This is a genomic window from Enterobacter sp. RCC_40 (assembly GCF_041360735.1).
GTDB classification, from domain to species: domain Bacteria; phylum Pseudomonadota; class Gammaproteobacteria; order Enterobacterales; family Enterobacteriaceae; genus Enterobacter; species Enterobacter ludwigii.
In genome coordinates, this window is sequence record NZ_JBFUPR010000001.1 from 166,398 (window position 1) to 189,719 (window position 23,322).

At 55.0% G+C, this 23,322-nt stretch carries 19 protein-coding genes; 12 read left to right on the forward strand and 7 right to left on the reverse strand.

All coding sequences use genetic code 11. The features are described from left to right. Window positions 1–60: 60 nt before the first annotated feature. Genes fruB through fruA form a run of 3 tightly spaced genes read left to right on the forward strand, consistent with a single transcriptional unit; the run spans window position 61 to window position 3,828 of the window. The gene (fruB, locus tag AB6731_RS00755) at window positions 61–1,191 is read left to right on the forward strand and encodes a fused PTS fructose transporter subunit IIA/HPr protein (protein WP_014170920.1); all 1,131 of its coding nucleotides are present in this window, start codon (window positions 61–63) and stop codon (window positions 1,189–1,191) included. Next, on the forward strand, window positions 1,191–2,129 hold the full coding sequence (gene fruK / locus AB6731_RS00760; protein WP_014170919.1) for a 1-phosphofructokinase: 939 nt from the start codon (window positions 1,191–1,193) through the stop codon (window positions 2,127–2,129). The genes fruB and fruK overlap by 1 nt, the downstream gene beginning before the upstream one ends. Window positions 2,130–2,145: 16 nt before the next feature. Then, window positions 2,146–3,828, forward strand: coding sequence for a PTS fructose transporter subunit IIBC (gene fruA, locus AB6731_RS00765; protein WP_151887812.1), 1,683 nt, complete (start codon window positions 2,146–2,148; stop codon window positions 3,826–3,828). 47 nt (window positions 3,829–3,875) lie between these two features. On the opposite strand, the gene nfo is transcribed toward fruA, so the two are convergent. Next, window positions 3,876–4,733 carry a deoxyribonuclease IV gene (gene nfo, locus AB6731_RS00770; protein WP_014170917.1) on the reverse strand — a complete coding sequence of 286 codons (858 nt, stop codon included), beginning with the start codon at window positions 4,731–4,733 and terminating at the stop codon, window positions 3,876–3,878. A 64-nt stretch (window positions 4,734–4,797) separates the two neighbouring features. Continuing rightward, on the reverse strand, window positions 4,798–5,844 hold the full coding sequence (locus AB6731_RS00775; RefSeq protein ID WP_032678578.1) for a YeiH family protein: 1,047 nt from the start codon (window positions 5,842–5,844) through the stop codon (window positions 4,798–4,800). 98 nt (window positions 5,845–5,942) lie between these two features. Between AB6731_RS00775 and yieE the strand changes: the two genes are divergently transcribed. Together yieE and AB6731_RS00785 are read left to right on the forward strand one after the other, a co-directional pair. Next, entirely contained in the window at window positions 5,943–6,809 is an 867-nt protein-coding gene (yieE, locus tag AB6731_RS00780) for a DNA-binding transcriptional regulator YeiE (protein ID WP_014170915.1), read from the forward strand. 171 nt (window positions 6,810–6,980) lie between these two features. Beyond that, window positions 6,981–8,450 carry an amino acid permease gene (locus AB6731_RS00785; RefSeq protein ID WP_020883191.1) on the forward strand — a complete coding sequence of 490 codons (1,470 nt, stop codon included), beginning with the start codon at window positions 6,981–6,983 and terminating at the stop codon, window positions 8,448–8,450. A gap of 53 nt (window positions 8,451–8,503) precedes the next feature. Here AB6731_RS00785 and AB6731_RS00790 read toward each other — a convergent pair whose 3' ends face one another. Together AB6731_RS00790 and fghA are read right to left on the reverse strand one after the other, a co-directional pair. Beyond that, on the reverse strand, window positions 8,504–10,489 hold the full coding sequence (locus AB6731_RS00790; protein ID WP_371005754.1) for a ligand-gated channel protein: 1,986 nt from the start codon (window positions 10,487–10,489) through the stop codon (window positions 8,504–8,506). A 249-nt stretch (window positions 10,490–10,738) separates the two neighbouring features. After that, a complete protein-coding gene (fghA, locus tag AB6731_RS00795; RefSeq protein ID WP_371005755.1) occupies window positions 10,739–11,575 on the reverse strand; it encodes an S-formylglutathione hydrolase in 837 nt (278 codons plus the stop codon). 138 nt (window positions 11,576–11,713) lie between these two features. Here fghA and AB6731_RS00800 point away from each other — a divergent pair, with 138 nt between their 5' ends. The 7 genes from AB6731_RS00800 to mglC all read left to right on the forward strand — a co-directional run bounded on the left by AB6731_RS00800 (window position 11,714) and on the right by mglC (window position 19,907). Next, a complete protein-coding gene (locus AB6731_RS00800; protein WP_020883193.1) occupies window positions 11,714–12,862 on the forward strand; it encodes a YbfB/YjiJ family MFS transporter in 1,149 nt (382 codons plus the stop codon). A 102-nt stretch (window positions 12,863–12,964) separates the two neighbouring features. Then, window positions 12,965–13,633 carry a GTP cyclohydrolase I FolE gene (gene folE, locus AB6731_RS00805; protein WP_020883194.1) on the forward strand — a complete coding sequence of 223 codons (669 nt, stop codon included), beginning with the start codon at window positions 12,965–12,967 and terminating at the stop codon, window positions 13,631–13,633. Between the two features lie 18 nt (window positions 13,634–13,651). Then, window positions 13,652–14,809, forward strand: a complete 1,158-nt coding sequence (yeiB, locus tag AB6731_RS00810; RefSeq protein ID WP_371005756.1) for a DUF418 domain-containing protein YeiB — start codon at window positions 13,652–13,654, stop codon at window positions 14,807–14,809. 155 nt (window positions 14,810–14,964) lie between these two features. Next, window positions 14,965–15,987: an HTH-type transcriptional regulator GalS gene (gene galS / locus AB6731_RS00815; RefSeq protein WP_020883196.1), complete on the forward strand. Its 1,023-nt coding sequence runs from the start codon at window positions 14,965–14,967 to the stop codon at window positions 15,985–15,987. 295 nt (window positions 15,988–16,282) lie between these two features. Next, window positions 16,283–17,281 carry a galactose/glucose ABC transporter substrate-binding protein MglB gene (gene mglB, locus AB6731_RS00820; protein WP_014170907.1) on the forward strand — a complete coding sequence of 333 codons (999 nt, stop codon included), beginning with the start codon at window positions 16,283–16,285 and terminating at the stop codon, window positions 17,279–17,281. 79 nt (window positions 17,282–17,360) lie between these two features. After that, window positions 17,361–18,881 (forward strand): galactose/methyl galactoside ABC transporter ATP-binding protein MglA, encoded by a 1,521-nt coding sequence (mglA, locus tag AB6731_RS00825; RefSeq protein WP_020883197.1) that lies wholly within the window; start codon window positions 17,361–17,363, stop codon window positions 18,879–18,881. Between the two features lie 15 nt (window positions 18,882–18,896). Continuing rightward, on the forward strand, window positions 18,897–19,907 hold the full coding sequence (gene mglC / locus AB6731_RS00830) for a galactose/methyl galactoside ABC transporter permease MglC (protein ID WP_014170905.1): 1,011 nt from the start codon (window positions 18,897–18,899) through the stop codon (window positions 19,905–19,907). A 49-nt stretch (window positions 19,908–19,956) separates the two neighbouring features. Here mglC and AB6731_RS00835 read toward each other — a convergent pair whose 3' ends face one another. The 3 genes from AB6731_RS00835 to cdd all read right to left on the reverse strand — a co-directional run bounded on the left by AB6731_RS00835 (window position 19,957) and on the right by cdd (window position 23,198). Further along, complete coding sequence (locus tag AB6731_RS00835) at window positions 19,957–21,345, reverse strand: glutamine synthetase family protein (RefSeq protein WP_371006123.1); 1,389 nt, start codon at window positions 21,343–21,345, stop codon at window positions 19,957–19,959. A 121-nt stretch (window positions 21,346–21,466) separates the two neighbouring features. After that, the gene (gene sanA, locus AB6731_RS00840; RefSeq protein ID WP_014170903.1) at window positions 21,467–22,186 is read right to left on the reverse strand and encodes an outer membrane permeability protein SanA; all 720 of its coding nucleotides are present in this window, start codon (window positions 22,184–22,186) and stop codon (window positions 21,467–21,469) included. A gap of 127 nt (window positions 22,187–22,313) precedes the next feature. Continuing rightward, window positions 22,314–23,198: a cytidine deaminase gene (cdd, locus tag AB6731_RS00845; protein ID WP_371005757.1), complete on the reverse strand. Its 885-nt coding sequence runs from the start codon at window positions 23,196–23,198 to the stop codon at window positions 22,314–22,316. Between the last annotated feature and the right edge of the window lie 124 nt (window positions 23,199–23,322).

The following is a 23,322-nucleotide window of genomic DNA, read 5'->3' on the forward strand; positions in this document are numbered from 1 at the left end:
GCTAGCGCATTTTTTCTCATTTAAGCTGAAACGATTCAAGTTCAGCAGGAGAGGAGAACCATGTTCCAGTTATCTGTTCAGGATATCCACCCGGGCGCTCAGGCCGGGAACAAAGAAGAGGCCATTCGCCAGGTTGCCGCTGCCCTTGTGCAGGCGGGTAATGTCGCGGACGGCTACGTTAACGGCATGCTGGCGCGCGAGCAGCAGACCTCCACTTTCCTCGGCAATGGCATCGCCATTCCGCACGGTACAACGGACACCCGCGATCAGGTGCTGAAAACCGGCGTTCAGGTTTATCAGTTCCCTCAGGGTGTGGTGTGGGGCGACGGTCAGGTTGCTTACGTGGCAATCGGTATCGCTGCCAGCAGCGACGAGCACCTTGGCCTGCTGCGTCAGCTGACGCATGTGCTGAGCGATGATTCGGTGGCTGAACAGCTGAAGTCCGCGACGACGGCGGAAGAGCTGCGCGCGTTGCTGATGGGCGAAAAACAGAGTGAAGCGCTGAAACTGGATAATGAAACATTGACCCTGGATGTTGTGGCGAGCGATCTGGTCACGCTGCAGGCGCTGAACGCAGGCCGCCTGAAAGAAGCCGGTGCGGTAGACGCGTCCTTTATCACGCGCGTTATCAATGAGAAGCCGCTGAACCTGGGACAAGGTATCTGGCTGAACGACAGTGCTGAAGGCAACCTGCGCAGCGCTATCGCGGTGAGCCGCGCGGCCAACGCGTTTGACGTTGAGGGCGCGCACGCGGCGATGCTGGTCACCGTCGCGATGACCGATGAACAGCCGGTTTCCGCGCTAAAACGTCTTGGCGATCTGCTGCTGAATGACAAGGCTGAAAAACTGCTGAACGCTGACGCAAGCACGCTGCTGGCGCTGCTGACCAGCGATGATGTGCTGACTGATGACGTGCTGACCGCTGAGTTTGTAGTGCGTAACGAGCACGGCCTGCATGCCCGTCCTGGCACCATGCTGGTGAATACCATTAAACAATTCGAAAGTGAGATTACCGTGACTAACCTTGATGGCACGGGCAAACCGGCCAACGGCCGTAGCCTGATGAAAGTTGTCGCGCTGGGCGTGAAGAAAGGTCACCGTCTGCGCTTTACCGCACAGGGTGCTGATGCTGAACAGGCGCTGAAAGCGATTGGCGACGCCATCGCGGCAGGTCTGGGGGAGGGCGCATAATGAGCAGACGTGTTGCGACTATTACGCTGAACCCGGCATACGACCTGGTGGGGTTTTGCCCGGAGATTGAGCGCGGCGAAGTAAACCTCGTGCGTACCACTGGCCTGCATGCTGCAGGTAAAGGGATTAACGTCGCGAAAGTGCTCAAGGATCTCGGTATCGATGTCACCGTGGGCGGATTCCTCGGTAAAGATAACCAGGATGGTTTCCAGCAGCTTTTCAGCGAGCTGGGGATTGCTAACCGTTTTCAGGTTGTTCAGGGCCGTACCCGTATCAACGTCAAGCTGACGGAGAAAGACGGCGAAGTGACCGATCTGAACTTCTCAGGCTTCGAGGTGACTCCGTCAGACTGGGAGCGCTTCGTGAACGACTCTCTGACCTGGCTTGGTCAGTTCGACATGGTGTGCGTCAGCGGCAGCCTGCCGTCCGGCGTGAGTCCGGAAGCGTTCACCGACTGGATGACGCGTCTGCGAAGCCAGTGCCCATGCATTATTTTTGACAGCAGCCGTGACGCGCTGGTCGCCGGCCTGAAAGCCTCGCCGTGGCTGGTGAAGCCGAATCGCCGCGAACTGGAGATCTGGGCTGGCCGTAAGCTGCCAGAATTAAAAGATGTGATTGACGCTGCCCATGCGCTGCGCGAGCAGGGTATCGCTCACGTGGTTATCTCTCTTGGTGCAGAAGGGGCGCTGTGGGTTAACGCTTCTGGCGAATGGATCGCCAAACCGCCATCGGTTGACGTTGTCAGCACCGTTGGCGCAGGGGATTCAATGGTTGGCGGTCTGATTTATGGCCTGCTGATGCGTGAATCCAGTGAACATACTTTACGTCTTGCCACCGCCGTTGCTGCCCTGGCCGTTAGCCAGAGCAATGTCGGTATTACCGATCGTACCCAGTTAGCCGCGATGATGGCGCGCGTTGACTTAAAACCTTTTAACTAACAGCAGGAGAGGAATAATGAAAACGCTGCTGATCATTGACTCCGGTCTCGGACAGGCTCGCGCCTATATGGCGAAGACCTTGCTGGGAGCGGCGGCGAACAAAGCACATCTCGAGATGACGGATAACCCGGGCGACGCCGAAATGGTGATTGTTCTGGGTGATAACATTCCCGCTGACAGTGCGCTGAATGGCAAAAAAGTGTGGCTGGGCGACATCAATCGCGCGGTGGCACACCCGGAACTGTTCCTGAGCGAAGCGAAAGGTCATGCGTCTGTTTACAGCGCACCGGTCGCGGCGCCGGTTGCCGCGTCCGGACCAAAACGTATTGTGGCGATCACGGCCTGCCCGACGGGCGTGGCTCATACCTTTATGGCGGCTGAAGCCATTGAAACCGAAGCGAAAAAACGCGGCTGGTGGGTAAAAGTTGAAACACGTGGATCCGTTGGTGCGGGCAACGCAATCACCCCTGAAGAGGTGGCTGAAGCCGATCTGGTGATGGTTGCGGCTGACATCGAAGTGGACCTGGCGAAATTTGCCGGTAAGCCGATGTACCGCACGTCAACGGGCCTGGCGCTAAAAAAGACCGCTCAGGAGTTTGATAAAGCGCTGGTGGAAGCGAAGCCGTATCAGGCAACGGGGTCCACGCAAACTGCGACGGAAGGTAAGAAAGAGTCAGCTGGCGCCTATCGCCATCTGCTGACCGGCGTGTCTTATATGCTGCCGATGGTGGTGGCGGGCGGTCTGTGTATTGCCCTCTCGTTCGCGTTTGGTATTACCGCGTTTAAAGAAGAAGGCACGCTGGCTGCTGCCCTGATGCAGATTGGTGGTGGTTCCGCGTTTGCCCTGATGGTGCCGGTGCTGGCAGGTTTTATCGCCTTCTCCATCGCTGACCGTCCGGGCCTGACGCCGGGTCTTATCGGCGGTATGCTGGCGGTGAGCACCGGTTCTGGCTTTATCGGCGGTATCATTGCCGGTTTCCTGGCGGGTTACGTTGCGAAGCTTATCAGCTCGAAGCTGAAACTGCCGCAGAGTATGGAAGCGCTGAAACCGATCCTGATCATCCCGTTGATTTCCAGCCTGGTGGTGGGCCTGGCGATGATTTACCTCATCGGTAAACCTGTAGCGGGTATCCTGGCGGGTCTGACCCACTGGCTGCAAACCATGGGTACTGCGAATGCGGTACTGCTGGGAGCTATTCTCGGTGGCATGATGTGTACCGACATGGGTGGCCCGGTGAACAAAGCAGCATACGCATTCGGTGTTGGCCTGCTGAGTACCCAGACCTACGCGCCAATGGCAGCGATTATGGCGGCCGGTATGGTGCCACCATTGGCTCTTGGCCTGGCAACCATCATTGCACGTCGTAAGTTCGACAAAGCGCAGCAGGAAGGGGGGAAAGCCGCCCTGGTACTTGGCCTGTGCTTTATCACCGAAGGGGCAATTCCGTTCGCGGCGCGTGACCCAATGCGCGTGCTGCCATGCTGTATCGTGGGGGGCGCGGTAACCGGTGCTATCTCCATGGCGGTTGGCGCGAAACTGATGGCACCACACGGCGGTCTGTTCGTGCTGCTGATCCCAGGTGCAATCACGCCAGTGCTGGGTTATCTGCTGGCGATTGTGGCCGGTACGCTGGTGGCAGGTCTCTCTTACGCGGTGCTGAAACGTCCGGAAGCGGAAGGGGTCGCGAAAGCGGCGTAAGCGGTAAAACAATAAAAAAGCCGGGTGCTTATGCGACCCGGCTTTTTTTATGCCGCCTGTTCAGCGGTTTGCTGCGCCTTCAGCCAGGCAATCTCTTCTGCCCAGATGTCCGGATTAATGGTTTCCAGCACCATCGGGATACCGTCGAAACGGGCATCCTGCATAATAAAGCGGAACGCATCGTGCCCAATATTGCCTTCACCGAGGCTGTGATGGCGGTCCACGCGGCTGCCAAACGCGCTTTTCGCATCGTTCAAGTGCATTCCGCGCAGATACTTGAAGCCCACAATGCGTTCAAACTCATCGAAAGTCTTTTTCGTCTCATCAAGCGTTCGCAGATCGTAACCCGCGGCAAAGGCATGGCAGGTATCAATACATACGCCCACGCGGGATTTATCCTCCACGCCGTCAATAATGGCCGCCAGATGTTCGAACTTAAAGCCGAGGTTACTGCCCTGGCCGGCGGTGTTCTCGATGACCGCCGTCACGCCCTGGGTTTTATCCAGCGTGATATTAATGGATTCGGCAATGCGCGCCAGACAGGCATCTTCGTCAATCTGCATCAGATGACTTCCCGGATGGAAGTTCAACAGCGTCAGCCCAAGCTGCTCGCAGCGCTGCACTTCATCAAGAAAAGCCTCGCGGGATTTCTCCAGCGCCTCCTGCACGGGATGGCCGAGGTTAATGAGATAGCTGTCGTGGGGAAGGATTTGACCCGGCCCGTAGTGGTATTTCTCACAGGCGGCTTTGAAATCATCAATCACTTCAGAGGTGAGCGGGGCGGCGCGCCACTGGCGCTGGTTCTTGGTGAACAGGGCGAAAGCGGTCGCCTCAATTTCGGCGGCGCGAATGGCGGCATTCGCAAGGCCACCTGCAGCGCTGACGTGCGCTCCAACATATTTCATAAAGGGACTCCTGTTAACCCGAAATACGTATGATAGCGGGTTAACAGGAGAAGGATGAAGTGGTTTATGCCATCAGGCTATGTACCGCGAGGTTAATCGCACCGCCGCCAACGATCAGCCAGATGAAGAGTACCAGCGCCATCAGCAGCGGTTTTGCACCTGCTTTTTTCAGCGCGCTCACGTGTGTCGTGACCCCGAGCGCCGCCATCGCCATCGCCAGCAGGACGGTATCAAGCGTGACCAGCATATCCACCACGGCTTTCGGCAGCAGGTGGAAGGAGTTAAATACCGCCACCACGATGAAAAGAATCGCAAACCACGGAATGGTGATTTTACTCTTCTGGCTACTGCCTGCCGGCGCGAGTTGTTTTACGCGAGCGGCCAGGATAATCAGGAACGGAGCCAGCATCATGACGCGCAGCATTTTGGCAATGACCGCGGCATTTTCCGCATCCGGATTAATGGCGTGACCCGCCGCCACCACCTGAGCCACTTCATGCATGGTTGAACCAATATAAATGCCGTAGGTCTCGGGGCTAAACCAGTGCGCAACCAGCGGGTACATGGCCGGGTAGAGGAAAATCGCCAGCGTACCGAAAATAACCACGGTCGCGACGGCAACCGTCACTTTGCTGGATTCTGCCTTCACGACAGGCTCGGTTGCCAGTACCGCGGCAGCCCCGCAGATGCTGCTGCCGGCACCAATCAGCCAGCTGGTTTGTTTATCCAGCCCAAACACTTTCTGGCCAATAAAGCAGGCCAGTAAAAAGGTGCTGGTCAGGGTCAGGACGTCAATAGCGATCCCGCTGACGCCGACATCCGCAATCTGTGAAAAGGTCAGGCGGAAGCCGTAAAGGATAATCCCGAGGCGCAGCAGATGCTGTTTGGCGAAAATAACCCCGCCATCACAGGACTTCCAGATATGGGGGTAAACGGTATTTCCCACCACCATGCCGAGCAATATTGCCAGCGTTAAGGCACTAAAACCTGCCCCGGCGACGGCCGGAATACTGCCGCCCCATAACGCTACGCCAGTTACCACCGCGCTGAGCGCAAGACCCGGCACGAAGTGCCACAATGTACGTTGATGCTGTAAGGTGTGTTCTGACATAACCTTCTCCTTTATCTGGCTAAAAGGTTACGGCGTTGTGGCTTAAAAATAAAATTGATTATATACTTATAATCAATCTATATAAGTGGTAAGTGACCATGCACATTACGTTGCGTCAGCTGGAAGTTTTTGCCGAAGTGCTGAAAAGCGGGTCGACGACGCAGGCCTCGCAAATGCTGGCGCTGTCCCAGTCCGCGGTCAGCGCGGCCCTGACCGATCTGGAAGGGCAACTGGGGGTTCAGCTTTTCGACAGAGTGGGGAAACGGTTGGTCGTCAATGAACATGGCCGCCTGCTGTACCCGCGCGCGCTGGCATTGCTGGAGCAGGCGACTGAAATCGAACAATTGTTCCGCGAAGAGAACGGAGCCATCCGCGTTTACGCCAGCAGTACGATCGGCAATTATATTCTGCCGGAAGTGATTGCCCGCTATCGCCGGGATTTCCCGACCCTGCCGCTGGAGATGAGCGTTGGCAATAGCCAGGATGTCATCAATGCGGTGATCGATTTCCGAGTGGATATCGGTCTGATTGAAGGGCCGTGTCACAACGTCGATATCATTGCTGAACCCTGGCTGGAAGATGAGCTGGTGGTGTTCGCCTCGCCAGCCTCTTCTTTATTACAGGGTGAAGTGACGCTGGAACGGCTGGCTCAGGCGCAGTGGATCCTCCGGGAACAGGGCTCCGGTACGCGTGAAATTGTCGATTACCTGCTGCTCTCCCACCTGCCGCATTTCCGGCTGAGTATGGAGCTGGGCAACTCGGAAGCCATCAAACACGCGGTCCGTCATGGGCTGGGCATCAGCTGTCTCTCCCGGCGGGTGATTGCTGAACAGCTTGAGGCCGGCACGCTGGTCGAAATACCGCTCCCGTTACCTAAACTGGTGCGCACGTTGTGGTGCATTCATCATCGTCAGAAACACCTTTCCAGCTCGCTGCAGCGTTTTCTGCGCTATTGCGACATGTAAACCCGCAATGCGGATCCTCTCTCCGTTGGGAGAGGGGAGATGCAGATGCGTGCTTTACTTATAATCCTGGCCGAGTCATGAAGCTCTCTTATAACTGAGCATTTCTGCCGGAAGGAACGCGTATCGTCTGCTACAATCGCGCCTCATTTGTTGAAGGGACAGCATTTTCACATGGTTTCAGAAATTAAAACCACAGAAGCGCCCGCGCTACGTCGCGAACTTAAGGCGCGTCACCTGACGATGATCGCTATCGGCGGTTCAATCGGTACAGGTCTTTTTGTTGCCTCTGGCGCAACAATTTCGGCAGCCGGCCCGGGTGGGGCACTTTTCTCTTATATCCTGATTGGCCTGATGGTGTACTTCCTGATGACCAGTCTGGGCGAACTGGCGGCGTACATGCCGGTATCCGGTTCGTTTTCGACCTACGGTCAAAAATACGTTGAAGAAGGCTTCGGCTTCGCGCTGGGCTGGAACTACTGGTACAACTGGGCCGTTACTATCGCCGTTGACCTGGTCGCCGCACAATTGGTGATGAACTGGTGGTTCCCGGACACGCCAGGCTGGATCTGGAGTGCGCTGTTCCTGGCGGTGATCTTCCTGCTCAACTACATCTCCGTGCGTGGTTTTGGCGAAGCGGAATACTGGTTCTCTTTGATCAAAGTGGCAACCGTCATCATCTTTATCGTCGTCGGTGTGGCGATGATCGTTGGTATTTTCAAAGGCGCTCAACCTGCAGGATGGAGTAACTGGAGCATTGGCGATGCGCCATTTGCGGGTGGATTCTCGGCCATGATTGGCGTGGCGATGATTGTCGGCTTCTCCTTCCAGGGAACCGAGCTGATCGGTATTGCTGCCGGTGAATCCGAGAACCCGGAGAAGAACATTCCACGCGCGGTGCGTCAGGTATTCTGGCGTATCCTGCTGTTCTATGTGTTTGCGATTTTGATTATCAGCCTGATCATTCCTTACACCGATCCAAGCCTGCTGCGCAATGATGTGAAAGACATCAGCGTTAGCCCGTTCACGCTGGTCTTCCAGCATGCCGGTCTGCTCTCCGCCGCGGCGGTGATGAACGCCGTTATCCTGACCGCCGTGCTCTCAGCGGGTAACTCCGGCATGTACGCGTCTACCCGTATGCTCTATACCCTGGCATGCGACGGCAAAGCGCCACGCATCTTTTCTAAGCTGTCCCGTGGCGGCGTACCGCGTAACGCCCTGTATGCCACAACGGTGATTGCCGGTCTGTGCTTCCTGACCTCCATGTTTGGCAACCAGACGGTGTACCTGTGGCTGCTCAATACGTCCGGTATGACGGGCTTTATCGCCTGGCTCGGGATTGCTATCAGCCACTATCGCTTCCGTCGCGGTTACGTTATGCAAGGTCATGACATTAATGACCTGCCGTATCGCTCAGGGTTCTTCCCTCTGGGGCCTATTTTCGCCTTCATTCTGTGCCTGATTATTACGCTGGGACAGAACTATGAAGCGTTCCTTGCGGACCGTATTGACTGGGGTGGTGTAACGGCGACCTACATCGGTATTCCGCTGTTCCTGATAATCTGGTTTGGTTACAAACTGACGAAGGGGACGCGCTTTGTTCGCTACAGTGAAATGGAATTCCCGGGACGCGTAAAACAATAACCGCACTTCCTCTCTTTTAGCCCGCTCGGTTGAGCGGGCTTTTTTATTGGCGATCAGAAGCTGTAGGTCATGCCGACAGTGTAACGGCGGCCATCAAGTACGGTATCGTAAGTCTCGTAATCAATCTGTTTATCCAGCACGTTATACACGCCTGCGGTTACCAGCAGGTTCTTATTGGCGTTATAACGCAGACCCACATCAACCTGCGTGTAAGACGGTGTGCCCTGTGACATTGAGGTCCGGCTGAGATACTCAGAAGATTTGCCGCGGAAGTTCAGGCGGCTCCAGAAGCCCACATCCTGCGTGGCCTGCCAGTCCAGCGTGGTGTTGAACATATGCTTAGGCATTTTATTCAGTGGCTTACCGGAGAACTGACCGCTCTTCTGCTCGGATTCGGTATAGGTGTAGTTAGCCGTCCAGTTAACATCACGGGTGATTTTCCAGCCGAAAGTGGATTCCACACCGCGCATGTTGGCTTTATCGACGTTGACCCGGTCGCTGACAAAATCGTAGGCATGGCCGCCAATCGTACAGGCAGGGTCGGCACTGCTGTTACAGCGACGTACTTCAGTGATTTTGTTTTTGAAGTCGGTATTGAACAGCGTAACGCCGGCGTTAAGATTGTCATTGTTATCCCAGAGCAGGGCGATCTCTTCGCTCAGGCTCTTCTCCGGCTTGAGGTCCGGGTTACCCACGATCATGCCATCCAGCCGACCGCCGCCCGTTGCCTGACCCCAGTTGGCGGAGGACTGACGCAGATCCGGTGCACGGTAGCCGGCAGAAACGCCCCCTTTTAACGTCCACTGTTCTGCAAGGTGCCACACCCCATAACCGCGAGGCGTCCAGTTGGTGCCATAGTTCTGGTCTTTATCCATACGCAGACCACCGGTCGCCGTGAAGCTATCGGTCATCGCCCACTCATCTTCAGCAAACAGCGCCCAGCTCCAGCGCGTCAGTTTGTTGAGCCCGTCCGCCGCCTCAAGCTGGTTACCGTTGTCACGCAGCTTCTCATAGCGATATTGACCGCCGAGGGTCAGGGTATGGTCGCCGAGGAAGATCTGGTTCTGGTTGTTGAAAGTGGTGTTATACGAACGCATTTTGCGAACCGGGTTATTGGTCTTTTCCTGCTGGATGTAGCTGGTAGTGTTGAAGTCGCTGTAGTAACCGCTGTGGGTAAGGGAATAGGTCGTATGTTCGTAGCGGGTTTCGCTTTTGCTGTTTGGCGTGCAGGTTGTCCCGCGGCAGGTTTCAGTCGCTTTCGACTTGCCCGGCGTGCTGTTCCGGTCCTGAAGTTCGCGGGCAAAATCGAGGTCAAAATCGTTCTGCTCGTCCGGGGTAAAGTTCAGCGTGATCCCGCCGTTACGCATTTTCTGCTCATTGAAACCGTTCAGGATCTGATCTTCCGCGCGACGTGAGAGCAGGCCTGTCACTTTTGCACCGAGCAGTCCGTCAATTAACGGGCCGGAAGCGTAGGCGTTGGTCTGGAAGATATCCCCGGAATCATGGTTCTCCTGGAACGTGGCATCGCCGTGTAACGATCCGGTCCAGGCTTTGGTATTCGAGACTTTTTTGGTAATGATGTTGATTACGCCGCCCATTGCATCTGAGCCATAGAGCGATGACATGGGCCCGCGGATCACTTCGATGCGCTCGATAGACTCCAGCGGCGGTAGCCAGCCTTGCTCAATGCCCGAGTTATCGCTGTTCGGGCGCGTGCTGCGTGTGCTGACGCGCTTGCCATTGACCAGGAACAAGGTGTACTGGGACGCCATGCCGCGAATGCTGATATCGCTGCTGCTTCCGCCGCCCGTGACGACGACGCCCGGGACATCTTTTAGCGCATCGGTCACATCGCGGTAAGCCTTGTCTTCAATCTGCTGCTTTGAAATGACGGAGATAGAGGCCGGGGCATTCTGGATTTTTTGCTCAAAACCCGTGGCGGTCACCACCACGGTATCTGGGTCGGCTGCGTGAGCAAGAGGGGAGAGCATGGCGGCGCTGATGGCAACAGCCAGTAACGTAACGCGTGGTATTGTCATTTGAACATTCCATATCAAAAAGAAAAACACTCCATCGGGTAACCCTGAGAACTGTATGTATTTGTCTTGTAAGAACTCTTTGTGATGGAGAAGAGCCTGGAATTGTACAAAAGAATGTGAAATTGTAAACACAAATGATAATCGAAATCATTTGTGTTTTTATATCGATTGGTGAAACTGGCTTTTATTCAAAGGGATAGGGTTTTGAGGCCCGGCAGACGGAGCGCCACCGGGCAAGAAGGGAGGAACTTACTTAAACAGATGCGCCGCATGGAAGCGGAGATGATCTTCAATAAATGACGCCATAAAGTAATAGCTGTGGTCATACCCTGGCTGGATACGCAGCGTCAGCGGCCAGTCCTTCTGGCGTGCCGCTTCGGCCAGAACCGCAGGTTGTAGCTGACCGGCGAGGAACTGATCCGCATCGCCCTGATCGATCAGCGTCGGGATGGCGTCCCCCGTGTTGCTGGCCAGCATCAGCGCACAGCTGTCCCACGCCTGCCATTTATCCGTGTCACTGCCCAGATAATGGGTGAAGGCTTTCTGACCCCATGGCACCTGGGTGGGGTTCACAATCGGAGCAAATGCCGACACGCTGGTGTATTTTCCCGGGTTTTTCAGCGCCATGATCAACGCGCCGTGTCCACCCATGGAGTGTCCGCTAATGGCGCAGCGGTCGCTTACCTCAAATTCGGCCTGAACCAGCGCAGGCAGTTCGTCACGAATGTAATCATACATGCGGTAATGACGTGCCCAGGGCTGCTCTGTCGCGTTCAGGTAGAATCCGGCGCCTTTGCCCAGATCGTACCCGGCATCATCGGCGACATCATCGCCACGCGGGCTGGTATCAGGCATGACCAGCGCAATCCCCAGTTCAGCCGCAATATGCTGCGCGCCCGCTTTCGTGGTGAAGTTTTCGTCGGTACAGGTTAAGCCGGACAGCCAGAACAGCACGGGTGGCTTTACGCCCGTTTCAGTTGGCGGCAAAAAAATGCTGAACGTCATGGCACAGTTCAGTACGCTGGAGTCGTGCCGCCAGCGCTGCTGTCGACCTTCAAAACAACGATGCTCTTCGAGCAGTTCCATGCAGGGCTCCTTAATACGAATTGCTATTTACTCGGCCCATAATACAGAGTTTTCATTTACCTGTGAGTAACTTTCACTTTCGCAGGGCGGTAAGATGCGGCATCATAAATTAACTTTTCTTTAACAATTGGAGCGGTCATGGCGCTGCGTATCGCGCTCAGTGGGTTTGTGGTTCTGGTGGTAGCGATGGGGATAGGGCGCTTTGCTTTTACCCCTCAGGTGCCGCTAATGATTGCCGCCGGGCAACTCACGCTCACCAGCGCGGGCCTGGTGGCGGCGATGAACTATCTGGGCTATCTGGTGGGAGCATGGGATGCAATGCGTGCGCACCGCTTCGTTGAAACACGCCTCTGGTTGGGTATTTTTGGTGCAGTTGCGCTGACGCTGCTTTCCGCTGCGGCCGATAACGCCGTGGTACATGGCCTGCTGCGCTTTGTGATTGGCTGCATGAGCGGCTGGTCGATGGTGCTGATTGCCGCCTGGACCAACGAGCGGCTGGGACAACTGGGGAAACCGGGTCTCAGCGCCGCGGTATTTGCCGGGCCAGGTGCAGGTATTGCGCTCAGCGGGCTGCTTGCCGTCTATATCCAGGCCAAGGCGCTTTCCGCCGGTGCAGCATGGCAAATCTACGGCGTGCTGGCACTGGTGCTTATCGCACTGGTGGCCCGGTATCTGCCGCGGGTGGGTCAACTTCACCGGCCGGGCAGCGCACCGGAACCGCTCGTCCTGACGAAGAATTTAAAGCGCCTGGTCTGGAGCTACAGCCTGGCCGGGTTTGGCTATATCCTTCCGGCGACCTTTTTATCGCAAATGGCGGCCGTGCGTTTTCCCGGCAGTCTGTTTGCCCAGTTTGTCTGGCCGATATTCGGTATTGCCGCCGTGGCGGGCATTGCGCTCAGCATCGTTTTACGCCACACCTCAACCTCAAACCGCAGGCTGGCTATCGTATTGTGGTTGCAGGGGGCCGGCGTACTGGCAGCCTGGCTGTTGCCGGGGATTGGCGGGTTACTGACCGGCGGCTTGCTCGTTGGGGGCGGGTTCTTGTGTGCCGTTCAGCTCTCTTTACTTTATGGACGCGAGCTGGCACCAGATCACACGCGCTACATGGCGGGACTGCTTACTACCGGTTATGCCATCGGTCAGTTGATTGGCCCGGTAACGTCGGCGTTATCGACGTGGCTCACGCACCGACTGGAGCCTGCGCTGGGGCTGGCGGGCGTCGCGCTGTTCATCGGCGGCGCACTGGTCTGGGATCGTCAGGCCGAAAGGCAACAGCAATTGCAATAATTATCGTCGTGAATACTGGATTATGTGCGCCGCCTCACGCACAATGAGCGCACACTTTTGCCACAACGAGGGCAAAAGACGCCACACCTGCAGGAGAAAAGAATGCCATCACTCAGTAAAGAAGCAGCCCTGGTTCACGAAGCTCTGGTTGCGCGTGGTCTTGAAACGCCACTGCGTCCACCCGTTCAGGAACTGGACAATGAAACCCGTAAGCATCTGATTGCTGGGCATATGACCGAGATCATGCAACTGCTGAATCTCGATCTGAGCGACGACAGTCTGATGGAGACGCCGCACCGTATCGCAAAAATGTACGTTGACGAAATTTTCTCCGGCCTGGATTACGCCAATTTCCCGAAAATCACCGTCATTGAAAACAAGATGAAGGTGGATGAGATGGTAACGGTACGTGATATCACGTTAACCAGTACCTGCGAACACCACTTCGTGACCATCGACGGTAAAGCGACCGTGGCTTATATTCCTAAAGATACGGTGATTGGTCTGTCGAAGATCAACCGCATCGTGCAGTTCTTTGCTCAGCGTCCACAGGTGCAGGAGCGTCTGACGCAGCAGATCCTGACCGCGCTGCAAACGCTGCTGGGCACCAATAACGTGGCAGTATCTATCGACGCCGTTCACTACTGTGTGAAAGCGCGCGGCGTGCGTGATGCCACCAGTGCGACCACCACGACGTCGCTGGGCGGTCTGTTTAAATCCAGCCAGAACACCCGCCAGGAGTTTCTGCGCGCCGTGCGTCACCACAACTAATCTGACAGGGCAGGCTACATGGAGCGAAACGTCACGCTCGATTTTGTTCGAGGCGTCGCCATTCTCGGTATCCTGCTGCTTAACATCAGCGCCTTCGGCTTGCCGAAGGCGGCGTATCTCAATCCTGCGTGGTATGGCGACATCACCCGCAGCGATGCCTGGACGTGGGCCATCCTCGATCTCTTTGCCCAGGTCAAATTCCTCACTCTGTTTGCCCTGCTGTTTGGCGCGGGCCTGCAGCTACTGCTCAGGCGCGGCACGCGCTGGATCCAGTCGCGTCTGACGTTGCTGGTGATCCTCGGCTTTATTCACGGGCTGTTCTTCTGGGATGGCGACATTCTTCTCGCCTATGGCTTAGTCGGGCTGATTTGCTGGCGGCTCATTCGCGATGCGCACAGCGTAAAAAGCCTGTTTAACACGGGCGTGATGCTATACGTCATGGGCCTTGGCGTGCTGTTACTGCTGGGGATAATCTCCGGTGATGCGGCAAACCGTTCATGGATCCCCGATGCTGCCAACCTTCAGTACGAGCAGTACTGGAAGCTGAAAGGAGGCACGGAAGCGATAAGCAACCGTGCGGATATGCTTGGCGATAACCTGCTGGCGCTGGGGGCGCAGTATGGCTGGCAGCTGGCAGGGATGATGCTGATGGGGGCATCACTGATGCGTACCGGCTGGCTGAAAGGGGAGTTTTCCCTTCGCCACTATCGCCTGACGGGAGCCGGGTTAATTCTTCTCGGCGTGCTGATTAATCTGCCGGCCGTGATCATGCAGTGGCATCTGCACTGGAACTACCGCTGGTGTGCGTTTCTGCTTCAGGTCCCGCGCGAGCTGAGCGCGCCCTTCCAGACGATTGGCTATGCGGCACTCATTTACGGCTTCTGGCCACAAATGTGTCGCGCATGGATTGTCAGTGCCATTGCCTGCGTAGGCCGTATGGCCCTCAGCAATTACATTCTGCAGACGCTGATATGCACCACGCTTTTCTATCGGTTTGGCCTGTTTATTAAATTCGACCGGCTTTCGCTGCTGGCGTTTATTATCCCGGTCTGGATGGTTAACCTGGCGTTTTCTGTTCTCTGGCTGCGTTATTTCCGCCAGGGGCCGCTGGAGTGGGTGTGGCGTCAGTTAACCGCACATGCTTCAGGGGTATCATTGAGAAATACATCCAGATAACGATCTGGATCACAATCATTAACAAAACGGATGTAAACGTTTTCATCTGTGTGAGCTTCTTCACGTAGTCCCCTTTCTCTCGCTGCCAAAATAGCCACCTTGCTAAACACAGGGGGTGTCTGTGAGTTGCTGCAATCCTTTGAAGGATGGTGAATATGATCACCATTCGTGACGTCGCCCGTCAGGCGGGTGTTTCCGTGGCTACCGTCTCACGCGTGCTGAACAACAGCGCGCTGGTCAGCCCTGACACCCGCGAAACCGTAATGAAAGCCGTGACCCAGCTGGGTTATCGCCCTAATGCCAATGCGCAGGCGCTTGCCACGCAGGTCAGCGATACCATTGGCGTGGTGGTGATGGATGTCTCTGATGCCTTTTTCGGTGCGCTGGTTAAAGCGGTAGACGTTGTCGCTCAGCAGCATCAGAAATACGTGCTGATTGGCAACAGCTATCACGAGGCAGAAAAAGAGCGTCATGCGATTGAAGTGCTGATCCGCCAGCGTTGTAACGCACTGATTGTGCACTCAAAAGCCTTAAGCGATGACGAAATTTCCGGGTTTATGGAGCAAATCCCGGGCATGGTGCTGATCAACCGTATTGTGCCAGGGTATGCCCACCGCTGCGTCGGGCTGGATAACGTCAGCGGGGCGATGATGGCCACCAAAATGCTCATCAACAACGGGCATCAGCGGATCGGTTTTTTGGCCTCCAGCCATCATATTGAAGATGATGAGCTGCGGCGCGAAGGCTGGCAAAACGCCCTTAAAGAACAGGGTATTACGCCGTCTGAAAGCTGGGTCGGAACCGGAACGCCGGATATGCAGGGCGGGGAGGCGGCGATGGTGGAGTTACTGGGCCGTAATCTGCAGCTGTCTGCCGTGTTTGCCTATAACGATAACATGGCGGCCGGGGCGCTGACTGCGCTGAAGGATAACGGCATTGCGGTGCCACAGCATTTATCGTTGATTGGTTTTGATGATATTCCCATTGCCCGTTACACCGACCCGCAGCTGACCACCGTGCGTTACCCCATTGCCTCTATGGCCAAACTGGCCACTGAGCTGGCGTTACAGGGGGCGGCAGGGCTGCTGGATCCGGGCGCAACACACTGTTTCATGCCGACTTTAGTGCGTCGACATTCTGTCGCTGCCCGGCAAATTGTGGTTCCGATCACTAACTGATTACATCAGCTGATGTAACCGTTTTCAATCTGTGAGTAAATTCACAGTATCTTAACAAGGCGCTGACTATGATGTCAGCGTTTTAGGGGCTGAAACGCTATGTAACAGTGATTAATCACTTTCACCATAGCCAATGTGCCGCAAACAACGAATAAAACGCATTTCTGGAGCGTTACCGAACACGGAAGATAGAAATTTTATAAGTGAACTTCGGCTGTCAGTAACGTTTCATTAACACCTGCCTGCCGATCGTTATTCACAAGAACTACCCTGCATAAAAAAAACCGGAGATACCATGAATAAGAAGGTGTTGACCCTGTCTGCTGTAATGGCAAGCATGCTTTTTGGTGCAGCAGCGCACGCTGCGGATACCCGTATTGGTGTGACCATCTATAAATACGACGACAACTTCATGTCTGTTGTCCGTAAAGCTATCGAGAAAGATGCTAAAGCAGCGCCAGATGTTCAGCTGCTGATGAATGACTCCCAGAACGACCAGTCCAAACAGAACGACCAGATCGACGTTCTGCTGGCAAAAGGCGTGAAGGCACTGGCCATCAACCTGGTTGACCCCGCTGCGGCAGGCACGGTCATTGAAAAAGCGCGCGGCCAGAATGTGCCGATTGTCTTCTTCAACAAAGAACCTTCCCGTAAAGCGCTGGACAGCTATGACAAAGCGTTTTACGTCGGTACTGACTCCAAAGAGTCCGGCATTATTCAGGGCGATCTGATCGCTAAACACTGGGCGGCGAACCCGAACTGGGACCTGAACAAAGACGGCCAGATCCAGTTCGTGCTGCTGAAAGGCGAACCAGGCCATCCGGATGCTGAAGCCCGTACCACTTACGTTATCAAAGAGCTGAATGATAAGGGCCTGAAAACCCAGCAGCTGGCATTAGATACCGCGATGTGGGATACCGCTCAGGCGAAAGATAAGATGGACGCGTGGCTGTCCGGCCCGAACGCTAACAAAATCGAAGTGGTAATTGCCAACAACGATGCGATGGCTATGGGTGCGGTAGAAGCGCTGAAAGCGCACAACAAATCAGCCATTCCTGTGTTCGGTGTGGATGCGCTGCCAGAAGCTCTGGCCCTGGTGAAATCCGGTGCAATGGCCGGGACCGTGCTGAACGATGCCAACAACCAGGCGAAAGCAACCTTCGATCTGGCGAAAAACCTGGCCGATGGCAAAGGTGCGGCAGACGGTACGACCTGGAAAATTGAAAACAAAATCGTTCGCGTACCTTACGTCGGCGTAGACCAGTCCAACCTGGCTGAGTTTATCGGTAAATAAGTTATTTGAATTGTCTTCACTGGGCGCAACTTGTTGCGCCCTTTTATAACGCGATATGCGAGGCCAACAAGGTATAATTATGGTCAGCACAAATACTCAGTCATCTGGTGAATACTTGTTGGAAATGAGCGCTATCAACAAGTCATTTCCCGGGGTTAAGGCACTCGATAATGTTAATTTAAAAGTTCGTCCTCACTCTATTCATGCATTAATGGGGGAGAACGGCGCAGGTAAATCAACATTATTAAAATGTCTTTTTGGGATCTATCAAAAAGATTCTGGCAGCATTCTTTTTCAGGGGAAAGAGATCGATTTCCATTCAGCAAAAGAAGCACTGGAAAACGGTATCTCAATGGTTCACCAGGAATTAAACCTGGTGCTGCAGCGTTCTGTTATGGATAACATGTGGTTGGGCCGTTATCCGACCAAAGGTGTCTTTGTCGATCAGGATAAAATGTATCGTGACACCAAAGCGATTTTCGATGAACTGGATATTGATATCGATCCGCGCGCCCGCGTGGGAACGTTATCCGTGTCCCAAATGCAGATGATCGAAATTGCCAAAGCGTTCTCCTATGATGCGAAAATCGTCATCATGGACGAACCGACATCGTCATTAACGGAAAAAGAGGTTAACCACCTTTTTACCATTATTCGTAAGCTCAAAGACCGCGGCTGCGGCATTGTTTATATCTCTCACAAAATGGAAGAGATCTTCCAGCTGTGTGATGAGATTACCATCCTGCGCGATGGCCAGTGGATTGCCACCCAGCCTCTCGAAGGGCTGGATATGGACAAGATCATCGCCATGATGGTGGGGCGCTCTCTGAACCAGCGCTTCCCGGACAAAGAGAACAAGCCGGGTGAAGTGATCCTTGAGGTTCGCAATCTCACCTCGCTGCGTCAGCCGTCTATTCGCGACGTCTCTTTTGACCTGCATAAAGGCGAAATTCTCGGTATCGCAGGTCTGGTCGGGGCAAAACGTACTGATATTGTCGAAACCCTGTTCGGTATTCGTGAGAAAGCCGCGGGCACCATCACGCTGCACGGTAAGAAAATCAATAACCACAGCGCTAACGAAGCCATTAATAATGGTTTTGCGCTGGTCACGGAAGAGCGTCGTTCGACCGGTATTTATGCGTATCTGGATATTAACTTTAACTCGTTAATTTCCAATATTCGCAACTATAAAAACAAAGTCGGGCTGCTGGATAACTCCCGCATGAAGAGCGATACCCAGTGGGTGATTGACTCCATGCGCGTCAAAACGCCAGGTCACCGCACGCAAATTGGTTCGCTGTCAGGCGGTAACCAGCAGAAGGTCATTATTGGCCGTTGGTTATTAACCCAGCCAGAAATCCTGATGCTGGATGAACCGACCCGCGGTATTGACGTCGGCGCGAAGTTTGAGATTTATCAACTGATTGCCGAGCTGGCGAAAAAGAATAAAGGGATCATTATTATTTCTTCCGAAATGCCGGAATTGTTAGGGATCACAGATCGTATTCTGGTTATGAGCAATGGTCTCGTTGCCGGTATTGTTGACACCAAAACGACAACGCAAAACGAAATTTTGCGTCTTGCGTCTTTGCACCTTTAAGATCAGGGGCTCCTCATGAGTGCGTTAAATAAAAAAAGTTTTCTCACTTACCTGAAAGAAGGCGGTATTTACGTTGTTCTTTTAGTACTGCTGGCTATCATCATTTTCCAGGACCCTACGTTCTTAAGCCTGTTGAACCTCAGTAACATCCTGACCCAGTCCTCCGTGCGTATTATTATCGCGCTGGGCGTGGCGGGACTTATCGTGACGCAGGGGACTGACCTGTCAGCGGGACGTCAGGTTGGCCTCGCGGCGGTTATCGCGGCAACGCTGCTGCAGTCGATGGAAAACGCCAACAAGGTGTTCCCGGAAATGGCGACCATGCCCATTTTCGTGGTGATCCTGATTGTCTGTGCGATCGGCGCAGTGATTGGTCTGATTAACGGCATCATTATCGCTTACCTGAACGTGACGCCATTTATCACCACCTTAGGTACGATGATCATCGTTTACGGTATCAACTCCCTGTACTACGACTTCGTGGGGGCGTCGCCAATCTCTGGCTTCGACAGCGGGTTCTCGACCTTTACGCAAGGGTTTATCGCGCTGGGCAGTTTCCGCCTGTCGTACATTACCTTCTACGCCCTGATTGCCGTCGCTTTTGTCTGGATCCTGTGGAACAAAACCCGCTTCGGTAAAAACATTTTCGCTATCGGCGGTAACCCGGAAGCGGCGAAAGTATCCGGCGTCAACGTTGCCCTGAACCTGCTGATGATCTATGCCCTGTCAGGTGTGTTCTACGCCTTTGGTGGGATGCTGGAAGCGGGCCGTATCGGCTCTGCAACGAACAACCTGGGCTTCATGTACGAACTGGATGCGATCGCAGCCTGTGTGGTCGGCGGCGTCTCCTTTAGCGGCGGCGTGGGTACCGTGTTCGGCGTGGTGACCGGTGTCATCATCTTTACCGTAATCAACTACGGTCTGACCTACATCGGCGTGAACCCGTACTGGCAGTACATCATCAAAGGCGGCATCATCATCTTTGCGGTCGCCCTGGATTCACTCAAATACGCGCGTAAAAAATAATCGCCTCTGGCATTACCTGGCCCGCTCATCGAGCGGGCTTTTTTGTGCTTCATGCCAGACTCGACTCCTCCCGGGTGACGATGCTCTCGAACCAGTCGAGCTCGGAGAGTTTGCAGGCAACCCACTGTTGAGAAAAAGCCTCTCCAAGGCTGTCGGTAAGATACTGACAGCGTGCAAATGTCTCGATCGCCTCCTGCTGAAACAGCGGCAGATCCGGCCCGTCCTGCTGAGGTTCAGGTAAATCCTGCTCGTCAAAATTTTCCAGCCCGTACAGCATTCCGCTCAGAAGCGTTGCCGCCACCAGATACGGGTTAGCATCAGCCCCGGCCAGCCGGTACTCAATACGCCGGTTATGGTCATCAGAGCAGGGAATACGCAGCGCGGCGGAGCGGGTGTTATAGCCCCAGGAGTTAAATAGCGGTTCCGTGAGGTTTTTACGCAGGCGGCGGAATGCGTTAACGCCAGGGGCGAGAATGGCGATGGAGGCGGGCATCAGCGCCAGCTGGCCAGCGATGCAGAGGCGCATCATGCTGTTCAGCGCTTCCACCGGAGACGCGAATACGTTTTCGCCATGAATATCGTTCAGGCTGAAATGGAAGTGCAAACCGCTGCCGGACTGCTGGCTGAACGGTTTGGCCATAAAGCTGGCCTGCAGACCCTGTTTCTCCGCAACGTAGCGGGTCAGACGTCGCAGGGCCAGCACATTATCGCAGACTTCAACGACGCGATGGCTATGCTTCAGGTTTAACTCAAACTGGCCGGATTCGGCCTCGGCCACGATCCCGGTCAGGGGGATACGCTGCAGGTGCGCCAACTGTTCCAGCTCGTCAAACAGCGCCGCGTGTGCCGTTGAGGTATCCATATGAAAGCAGCCCTGATTTTGTGGATCCTGCGTGCCGCGTCCGGTCAGATAAAACTCAATTTCCGGGGCAATCACCGGGAAGAGCCCGTGCTGATGGAAACGAGCCAGAACGTTTTGCAATATCACCCTTGGCTCAAGCGGGCACGGTTTGCCGTCGCTCTCTTTCATGGTCAGCAGGATCTGCGCGTTATGCTGAGGGTCTTGCGAACAGGGGCGCAGGGAACCGCCGACGGGAACGCAGAGCCGGTCGGGCTCATCATCAAGCGGGGCGGCTATTTTGCCTTTATGGTCCATGGAGTAGACGGAGAGGGGGAAGTAACAGCCTTTTTCCAGATTCAGCATGCTTTCCACCGAGAGCCGCTTGCCGCGCATAATGCCATTGATATCGTTCAGGTAAACGTCAATATGTTTTGTCTGCGGGTAACGTTCCAGGTAATCCGCCACTTCCAGCGAGAGGTTGTGCTGCATGGCATCAAGTTTGTCATCAAGCCAGAGGCCAGCGTTGAGCGCCGTCGGGAGTGATAAACCCGGGAAGTTAAAATAGGGGCGGATATTTTTCAGGAAAAACGCATTCATTATTGAGTTCATAGTCATTCTTCAATGAAGCCGTAGCGGCAGTGAACTCAGCTTAAAAGGGGCGGCGTAAAGGCGGGATAAAAAGCGTTACGCCCGGTATAAAGAAAGTATAAAGGCGAGGCTATTTTTTCTCTTTTTTCTGCATATCAAGCAGTTGTTCTGGCGTGACGGCCGGGTAGCCCTGCGCATCTTCCGGCACTTCATGCATCGCCGGAATGGGTACCAGCGGACCTAAAAAGCGCGGTTCACGTTTGAAGATGTACAGATCGGCCAGAGCGCCAAAACGCGCGCCAAACTCACGTACGCGGACGCTCAGCATATCTTTAGGCGACGGCACGGCGTAGCACTGCGCCTGGATACCCATATGCAGCGCGATAAACAGCGCCCGTTCGCAGTGGAAGCGTTGGGTGATGATGATGAAATCGTTGGTATCGAACACCTTGCGCGTACGCACAATGGAATCCAGAGTACGGAACCCGGCGTAGTCGAGCACGATATCGGCCGGATCGACGCCAGCGGCAATCAGGTCTTTGCGCATGGTGACCGGTTCGTTATAGCTTTGCAGCGCATTATCGCCGCTCAGCAGCAGGTAATTCACTTTGCCGCTGTTATACGCGTTCAGCGCGCCCTGAATGCGGTAACGGTAATACTGATTAATCACCCCGGTGCGGTAATACTTGGCGGTACCCAGCACAACGCCGACCTGACGATAGGGCAGGTCCTGCAGGTCGTCAAAGATATACGGAGCCGTTTTCCAGCTCATCCAGCGATCAAGACCCAGCACGATCAACAGCAGTATGCCGACCAGGACAGACAGGCTGTAAAAAGCGCGCTTTAACATGCAGATGGCTCGTACCGAAGGTGAAATTTAACTCAGGCTACTTTACCCGCCTGGTTAGCGCAAGAAACAGCGAATCAACTGAGGGGTTTTTCAGCAAAGCGGCGGGCATTTCTGCCCGCCGGAGGCATTACGCAAGCAAAAAACGGTCAATAGTTGAGCAGCCGAGCGCTTTCAGCGTTGCGGCGGTGGCATCCCACTGGATCAACGGCGCGTCGGCTTTCTCTGCCAGAATAGCGCGCTGAATGTCCGGGTAGTCATAGCCATTGAGGCTCAGCAAATTCAGGGCGCCCTGAAGCGGTGGCAGCGTCGGGTTAAAGGCGGCGTTTTCGGCATAGCTTCCGGTGAAGATGCGACCATCACGACACTGCAGCGCCACACCGCTTGGGGAGTGACTGTATGGCGTGTGGCTCTTGTTCGCCGCACGAATCGCGGCTTCGCTCAGCGCATCACCGGAAAGGGCAAAACCGTGATCCTGTTCATCCATCAGCAGCGTTTTGATGTCGAGATCTTTCGGACCAAACGCGTCAGGCAGGTAATCCCCGAGGGTATGCGGCGCACGGCCTGGCAGATTGATGCGTAACTCCAGCCCGCTGTTCAGCTCGTTCATGAACTGGCGGCAGTGGCCGCAAGGGGTGTAGTTAACGGTAATGGCGCTCAGCGCTTGTTCACCGCGCAGCCAGGCGTGGCTGATGGCGCTTTGTTCCGCGTGAACGGTCTGCTGCATGGTCGCGCCGAGGAACTCCATGTTGCCACCGAAGTACCAGGTTCCGCTTACGCCGCGTGCAATCGCACCGACGTTGAAATGAGAGAGATCGGCGCGGGCGCAGGCTGCCGCCAGCGGCAGCAGCGCGAAGGCCAGCGCGTCGTCGTCCAGCCCTGTGGCTTCTTTCAGTGCCGTGACGTGTTCAGCCGTCAGCAGGGCCGGGAAATGCTCATCCGCCAGAATCGGGGCCAGAGCTGATTGCACATTCTCTGCAAGCTGGGCGAAAGCAGCTTGAAAACGTGGATGCATGGCGTTTGCCTCATAAAGGTTAATGGATCGGTAGTTTACGGAGCCGCTGGGGCTTTATATGTGATCCACTTCTCATTATGTATGCAACTTATGAAAACAAAATGAAATTTGCGCGACGCATCGC

Coding starts and splice junctions, on each gene's coding strand:
- cdd (WP_371005757.1), bottom strand. CDS start 23,198: ATGCATCCACGTTTTCAAGCTGCTTTCGCCCAGCTTGCAGAGAATGTG.
- galS (WP_020883196.1), top strand. CDS start 14,965: ATGATCACCATTCGTGACGTCGCCCGTCAGGCGGGTGTTTCCGTGGCT.
- sanA (WP_014170903.1), bottom strand. CDS start 22,186: ATGTTAAAGCGCGCTTTTTACAGCCTGTCTGTCCTGGTCGGCATACTG.
- AB6731_RS00775 (WP_032678578.1), bottom strand. CDS start 5,844: ATGTCAGAACACACCTTACAGCATCAACGTACATTGTGGCACTTCGTG.
- fghA (WP_371005755.1), bottom strand. CDS start 11,575: ATGGAACTGCTCGAAGAGCATCGTTGTTTTGAAGGTCGACAGCAGCGC.
- mglA (WP_020883197.1), top strand. CDS start 17,361: ATGGTCAGCACAAATACTCAGTCATCTGGTGAATACTTGTTGGAAATG.
- folE (WP_020883194.1), top strand. CDS start 12,965: ATGCCATCACTCAGTAAAGAAGCAGCCCTGGTTCACGAAGCTCTGGTT.
- yieE (WP_014170915.1), top strand. CDS start 5,943: ATGCACATTACGTTGCGTCAGCTGGAAGTTTTTGCCGAAGTGCTGAAA.
- nfo (WP_014170917.1), bottom strand. CDS start 4,733: ATGAAATATGTTGGAGCGCACGTCAGCGCTGCAGGTGGCCTTGCGAAT.
- fruK (WP_014170919.1), top strand. CDS start 1,191: ATGAGCAGACGTGTTGCGACTATTACGCTGAACCCGGCATACGACCTG.
- AB6731_RS00835 (WP_371006123.1), bottom strand. CDS start 21,345: ATGAATGCGTTTTTCCTGAAAAATATCCGCCCCTATTTTAACTTCCCG.
- fruB (WP_014170920.1), top strand. CDS start 61: ATGTTCCAGTTATCTGTTCAGGATATCCACCCGGGCGCTCAGGCCGGG.
- AB6731_RS00785 (WP_020883191.1), top strand. CDS start 6,981: ATGGTTTCAGAAATTAAAACCACAGAAGCGCCCGCGCTACGTCGCGAA.
- AB6731_RS00800 (WP_020883193.1), top strand. CDS start 11,714: ATGGCGCTGCGTATCGCGCTCAGTGGGTTTGTGGTTCTGGTGGTAGCG.
- mglC (WP_014170905.1), top strand. CDS start 18,897: ATGAGTGCGTTAAATAAAAAAAGTTTTCTCACTTACCTGAAAGAAGGC.
- fruA (WP_151887812.1), top strand. CDS start 2,146: ATGAAAACGCTGCTGATCATTGACTCCGGTCTCGGACAGGCTCGCGCC.
- AB6731_RS00790 (WP_371005754.1), bottom strand. CDS start 10,489: ATGACAATACCACGCGTTACGTTACTGGCTGTTGCCATCAGCGCCGCC.
- mglB (WP_014170907.1), top strand. CDS start 16,283: ATGAATAAGAAGGTGTTGACCCTGTCTGCTGTAATGGCAAGCATGCTT.
- yeiB (WP_371005756.1), top strand. CDS start 13,652: ATGGAGCGAAACGTCACGCTCGATTTTGTTCGAGGCGTCGCCATTCTC.